Source organism: Coxiella-like endosymbiont (assembly GCF_002871095.1).
Lineage (GTDB): Bacteria > Pseudomonadota > Gammaproteobacteria > Coxiellales > Coxiellaceae > Coxiella.
This window is the reverse complement of sequence record NZ_NSHJ01000124.1, coordinates 1-7,466: the sequence shown is the minus strand read 5'-3', so window position 1 is coordinate 7,466 and position 7,466 is coordinate 1. Positions and strand designations below refer to the sequence as shown.

The following is a 7,466-nucleotide window of genomic DNA, read 5'->3' as shown; positions in this document are numbered from 1 at the left end:
CATAATATTAATCATATACGAATCTTTATCTTTAAGCACAATCTTAAAAAGAAATGTAGAAATATTCCGATAATTTAACAATCAATGCTCTTCTCAACAAAATGAGAAAAATCTTTTCCTGATAAGTTAGCTAGTCTTACCAAAATAAGTTCGGTACTCCGTGCTTTTAAAAAGACATTCGTATTTAGTGGTATATAAATTTTCAAAACCATTTCATTCAAGATGTTGCGGAACTTTTATCTAATAATCTGGATAATCCTGACCAGCTATCTAATTTGATTTTTTATTAAATCATCTATAGATGCGAACTTTCTTACTAAAGCTATTTCCTAAAGCTGAGGATGATACGTACACTCTGGATAACTCGTGGATACCTTTTCTTATAAGGCGGGGAGACCTTATCCCCCCCACAGATGCACCTGGATTTATCTTAATCCTAAACTCATTTTTATCCTACCCTCATTTCTAATGGGTATCCTCTATATAACAAGAGGAAAGGCTCCATAGCCAAGAATGTTATAATTTTATACTTTATCTAGTTTTATAATTTTATTTTTTATTTAAAAATACTCTACCTACAAAAAATAATCTATTTACAAGTCCCAATCATGGGATATTATTATGCATTACTATTATTAATGTAGTTTCGTAAGTAAAAATTATCTTTATAAACATCTTGAAGATCGTATATCTGAATATTCATAATATGCGTTAGAACGAAATAAACATGGATAAATATGCAATTATTGGTAATCCTGTCGATCACAGTTTATCGCCTATTATTTTTAAAGCTTTTGGAGAACAAACCAAACAAACATTTAATTATATTACAATCAAAGCTCCATGTAATAATTTTTCTGAGGTATTAAAAGAATTTCAAAAAGAAGGAGGTAAAGGAGCTAATATCACTGCACCTTTTAAAGGTGAGGCTTACAAACTCTCAAATAAACAAAGTCGTGAAGCGAAAGAATCTCGGTCTGCGAGTGCTTTGCAATTTCTGAATGATAGTACTATTTATGGAGTGAATTATGATGGCTTAGGACTGATACAAGATTTAACACGTAACCACAATATCACTCTCACTCAAAAATCCATCCTAATTTTAGGAGCAGGTGGGGCCACTCAAGGGATTTTAAGCCCATTAATAAATACTACACCAATAAAAATTGTAATAGTTAATCGAACTGTATCTAAAGCACAAGACTTAGCTTCGTATTTCAATTTACGAGTAGAGCTTCAAGGCATCGGTTATGATGATTTACAACCCATACCTTATGATATTATCATTCATGCTACGAGCTTAGGTCACCAAGGTAAGTGTCCCTCTTTACCAACAGAGATTATAAAACCTGAGACTTGTTGTTATGATCTTTCTTATGGAAAGATTGCTCTTCCATTTTTACAATGGGCTAAACGTCAGGGTGCTAATAAATGTTTTGATGGCCTGGGCATGTTAGTAGAACATAATGCTGCACTTTTTTATTTGTGGTTCGGGATTTATCCAAATACATTCCCTATCCTTCAGAGGCTTAACAGGTCTTATACGATATCTTTCAATAAAAATTAATTGATCTTTATAATATACTAACTATTTCCAGCTCTTGAACAGTAATAAACAATATTTAATTATTTAAATGAATATATATTTTCAGGTTCTGGGGAGAAAATTAATGAATTTATAGGTTAGTTAATTAAGTTTTATAGATATGTTTTTGTTCTCACTGAATTAGACCTTAAATTGCTTTCATTTAAAAGGGGGGTAAATTAAAAAACTTTTAGGCAGGAAGTAAACGAGAAAATAGTTTGATAAAAAGTTTATCCCAAAAACAAAGAGCCAGATCTAAAAATAAAATTTTTTAATAGAAAGATTACCAACTACAAATTCCCTTCTTTTTGTTCATGATGCATTTTTGGAAAAAGTATATTCTTTTGCTTGCGTGTTTACTATAACATTTCCACTATGGGAATAAATTCACTGACGGAGTTAGGTATCGGCTGTGCGCCTCTCCCATATTGAAAGCAAACTTAGAAGTCACAACTTAGTTTTGACATAATCTAATGTATAAATTGTACAAAAAATTGATTTCAAAAAAAACATAAATCAAAAATTACAAATTAAGCTCCAACAGTAAAAATCATAATCCAAAACATACAGAGATTGCTAATAATGGAATCATTAAAAACATCTATACCTCACACGAAAATCTCATTACTTTAATCAATAATTCAGCCCACTAAAGTACTCAAATAGGAAACCCTGAAGCAGAAAAAAAGCCATAATTACTTGTAAAAGCTAGTAAAGCTAGAGTAACCTAAAACTAAGCAGAAAACACTATGATACGGCATTAATTGCGTAAAATTCTTATTGATAATTATCGTAACTATTATACCATATATGGTTATATAGAATAAAATTACTCACAATTCTTACCGCACCTCAGAATAAAAATATAAAAAGATGTGTGAGCTTTCCAGTAGTATACTACTCTCTTCCTTTAGCGATTTTGACAACTGGTAGATACTAATAAAAGTTACATAGCATTGGCTATATTGGGTTTTAAATTTATGAGAAAAAAAGTCATATCGCATAAAAAAAGTAACAATCATTAAAAACATCCAATAATTTTCCATCTTTAAAAAATTAATATAAGAATTATCATTAATATAGGTACTATCATTTGATGAGCGCATATGAATCCACCACAACTATATTAGCCTATAGCAGCTAATAAAAAACTAATAAAAATATAAACATCACCACATCTTAAAAAAATTCTAGAATTTCATAGATCAATATGTTGTCAAGCATTCAAAAAAATTAATTAACTACTTATTAAAGTAACTCATAAAAATATACTAAGTTACATAGATACTGTTCGGCATTGTTCTGTAGAGAATTCTCTCCGAAAGAAGCGATTACACATACTACAAAATATAATAATAAACTCTTTAAATAATAAACTCTTTAAAGGGATCGTTTAAAGGGCTCACAATCTAATCATATTATAATATTGGAAACTTAATACTAATCAATAAGTTTAAGAATTTACTTATCTAAAGCCATTAAAATTTTAGGCTAATAGCAGATCCGTCAAGATTATGAGTCGTTCAAATAAAATTACTAAAATCTTTGGTAATAATCAAGTAAATTTTTTCTGCGAATCAAAATAACTAAATTAAGATTTGAGAAATTAATCATCTTGTATTTAAACAAACAAAGTAAGATTTATCTTTTCACCACGGATGATTTCAATTAACTTGACTCTCTAGAAATAGTAATCTTTTTGCTTCAAAAATAACAGCCATTAGAATAGCCTTGATAATTGTAATTACTTATAAAGCAACAGAAGTAACCATAGTATTAACAACATCGTCTACTCTAACGCCCACCAATATACAAAAACTAAAAATTATTTCTACAGCTAAATATTTCTACAACTAGATACAGTTTTTTATCTGTTTATAAAAACACAACTACAAAAATATTACCATAACAAACAATACAAAGGGCAAGGACTTTAATTATATATACTCTATCCTAATTGAAAGTGACTAACTGTTAATCCTCTTAAGTTAGAACTGACCCAATAATCCTTTCCTTAGCTAAGGATCTAAAACAGTAATGATGCCAATACTAAAAACTACCTTATTTTGAATCTGCAGGACAATCTTTAATGACTAGGATAAATTTCCTGGATAACTGACTCAAACTATTATTGTAGTTTTAAACCCTATTATACACGCTGAATTAATCTAATATTATTTTTATCCCATTCAAATCAAACAATCGAAACAAGGATTCATCATTTATCCTGGAATAATTAGTAAGTTTTGGTTATCGATTATTGGAATTGCATCAACTCAAGCAATATTAACATAGTTATCATCAATGAAGCCCGCTTTATTGAACATTGATTTTAAAGAGATTAAAATAAATTCTTAATGAACTATCATCAGATTTTTCAGTTTATTCGATTTAACACCGTCGAAACATTGTAATCCGAGATAGTAGTTGACAACTTCCCTGTTTTAGAACGTACAATCCTTTTTCAGGCATTAATAAATTTACTAGGAGCAACGCGGGGAGCCCGCGCGGCCACCCTTTAAATACTAACCATCAATTAAACCAAGAGACCTGAAATGCAGCCAAGATTGGAAATAAGCCAAGATCTAAAAAATCATTTTTATTCATGTCCTATGATTTATAATTTTTAGGCTGAGTTAGTGATATTTTGTTGCTAAAGTTATTTTCTCAAAAAATATATCATTGATAGAGGCAAGAATAGAGCAAGAATTGATTATTTTAAAATTTGATAGCTACTAGTAATATAGTCAATTTTGCACACTTTTTTGCTGTGGATCTTTGTAAAAAAATGAAGTTTTAAAGTGAGCAAGTATGTTATTAATCATTTTCAAATGACGCAAGTAATTACTTATGAAACTAGGTAACCTATTAAAATCATAAATCCTATTTTATAAGTACTATCCTAGTGAATGAATCAGATTACGGGTGAAATAAGTAAAGTAATCAAAAAAGCTATTGTCAAGATGATTGAGGAGGGACTCAAGAAGTTGATATACTGATTTGATGTTTACACAAACTTCAATCTTAAAGATATTCAATTTTTATCCCATTCGATTGCTAAAGTATCAGATCGAAAAAAGAAACTATTGTGTAAAATTACTACTTTCTAGATTTCAGATATTTATCGAACCAAATTGGAAACAAGCTTTGATGATGCATCAAACCATTATTCAATTTAAAAAGCAAGTGGAGGTACTAAAATACGATTGTTATAATCATTTGTTAAAAAGTTTATTACTAGCAGTAATTTGTAATAATGTTTTAGACTTGCTAGCCAAGGAAGATAAAATCACTAACACGGCTAAAAAGAATATGGCAAGAATGATGATTAAAAATCGAATGAAATTTCCTTCACCTGTCTTAACTAAATTTAAAAACTTTTTAAATCATTCTGTAGAAGATTCAAGATACGAACAAAAGTCAATTAACAAACTTGATATATTATTTTCCCCACTTTTTAAGGAAAAACAAAAGAATGATGTGGATAAACAAATTAAGCTACTTAACAATAGGAAATATCCGAGTGACCAATTACAAATTAAATTAAAACAATTAATTTTTCAAATTGCAAATACTCTAGAACCTATAAAGGTTATTTTTTTATCTCTAATCATAAAACTAATCGTTTTTTTTTGTGATTACTCTCAACAAACTAGCAATCACTTACAAAATTTATTAACAGTAGGTTAAATAATGACACTCGCTTCTTATGATGCTTTAAAAGAAATTCGATATTATGCTCCCGATTTTAAACCTCGATTGTGTATTGTTCTTGGGTCAGGTTTAGGAGAATTAACTGAGCAAATTGAAGAACCCATTATTATTTCTTATCATCAATTATCGGGTTTCCATAAACCTAAAATTGCAGGCCATGCTGGTGAGCTGTATTTAGGTAAAATTAAAGGCATTCCAGTAGCTTGCTTACGAGGACGTGCTCATCATTATGAAGGAGTAGATAATAATTCTATTAAAACTATGGTGCGTACTTTAAAATTACTTGGGTGTGAAACTTGGTTAGCTACGAATGCTGCGGGTTCCTTACGAGAAAACCTAAAACCAGGTAGTTTGGTGTTAGTTAAAGACCATATAAATTTTCAATTTAATAACGCTCTCGTAGGTCCCAACGAAGATGATTTCGGATCTCGCTTTGTGAGCATGGAGGACGCTTATGATCCTATTCTTCGTACTAAATTTTTAAAAATTGCAGATTACTTATCTATTGATTTACCAGAAGGGGTTTATGTAGGTGTTTTGGGGCCGGCTTTTGAAACACCTGCTGAAATTAAGGCTTATCGACTTCTAGGCGCAGATGTTGTGGGGATGTCTACTATTCCCGAAGTGGTCATTGCTCGACATTGTGGGATGCACGTTTCCGTCATTTCCGTCGTTAGTAATTTCGCTGCTGGAATGAGAGAAGAAAAAGTTACTCATGAAAAAACACTACGCGGGGTAAAATTAGTGCAAGAAAATTTGACCCGATTAATCTTAACCTTTATCGAACAATATTTATCATAAAAGCTTAAAATATTAATAAAAGAAAGCTAAAATATTAATAAAAGCTCATTTTTTTATTTATTTTAATAGCTTATATAACCAGAATATTTTAAAACTCTTGAGAAATTATTCCATAAAGTAAAAGATAGCTTATAGTTTTCAGTATAGCCGTTTGTATTTATTCTAAATGTGTTAAACTGATATAAATTCTTAATAAAGAAATCAATAAAAAGTAGCAACAACCGCCAATTTTTCTAAGGAAAATCAATTAATAAGTAAATTATATATCCTAACCATTAACAAATTAATCACCGTATGAGATAGCTAAAATATCTGTAATTATGAACCCTTGACAGGCCCCCTTATTTGAAAAGAAAGACAAGATAAGTTAAAGAATTATTACTACAAATATAGAACGGTATTTAAACACTCCCCTCTTCTGTATTAAAAGTTATTATAGGAATAGGGGACTTAATTAATTATAATTTTATCTTGAACACATTATTAAATTATCTATTTAGAAAGGATCCTGCTTTGATGAAAACGTCTAAAAAGAAAAAATAACTACCAGGGTACTCACAAAAGCCATTCAATTAATTTTAAAGATTATAAAAATTATTCAAAAAAATAGTTTAAAACCTACTAGAGGTTAGGTTATTGAACAAGCACTATCTTGCCTGCTCTTAGTGCAACATCTCAAGACACAATGAATTTTCACACAATAATGTGCTTTTGGAGATAAGTCACTAATTAGACAGGATTTTAATTTCAGATTATAAAAATTACTAATATTATTTTTAACCCCTACTTTTGATAGGCATATCGTGGAAATTACTATCATTTCCTATAAATGTAATAAATTAGATGATCATCACATTACTTCTAACCTATCAACTCTTAGATGAATAACATTGCAACCATTCAAAGAATTTATCGTTACGTTATTAGATTAGTATACTATAAAAGTAACATCATCTGTTTTAAAAAAAACAGATGATGTTACTTGAAAATAATTTTAAATGAGATTCGATGTAGCTCTTGCTCATTTATATAATTTTTCCAAGTGGACAGGATATATCATCGAAGAGAGTACCAATTTAAGCAATATAAATATGCTTCTGTATTAAGATTTATGAGTAATTATTTTACTGGTTATCTAAAATTAATTTATACATTATACAACTTACCTAAGTCTGACGTTTATTTAAGCAATCCTACTTACAACAGGACAAAAAACCAATTAATCGGAATATTAATTGATTTTATGAAGGTTTTTATAAATTTGATTTTTAATAGCTGTTCTGTAGACTTACAATATTAAATACGCTTATGTGGACTAAAACTTGCATTCATAACCTTTTAAAGTCTAATCCCCCCTCCTTAAAAG

General features: G+C 29.4%; 3 protein-coding genes. All 3 read left to right on the top strand.

Features of this window, described 5'->3' with window-relative positions; genetic code table 11:
* Positions 1-727 precede the first annotated feature (727 nt).
* The 3 genes from aroE (at position 728) to CLERM_RS02845 (ending at position 6,100) form a co-directional block, all read left to right on the top strand.
* A complete protein-coding gene (gene aroE / locus CLERM_RS02855) occupies positions 728-1,567 on the top strand; it encodes a shikimate dehydrogenase (protein WP_102157089.1) in 840 nt (279 codons plus the stop codon).
* Positions 1,568-4,588: 3,021 nt separating this feature from the next.
* Complete coding sequence (locus CLERM_RS02850) at positions 4,589-5,275, top strand: DUF47 family protein (protein ID WP_102157088.1); 687 nt, start codon at positions 4,589-4,591, stop codon at positions 5,273-5,275.
* Positions 5,276-5,278: 3 nt separating this feature from the next.
* Positions 5,279-6,100 carry a purine-nucleoside phosphorylase gene (locus CLERM_RS02845; RefSeq protein WP_102157087.1) on the top strand — a complete coding sequence of 274 codons (822 nt, stop codon included), beginning with the start codon at positions 5,279-5,281 and terminating at the stop codon, positions 6,098-6,100.
* Positions 6,101-7,466 lie beyond the last annotated feature (1,366 nt).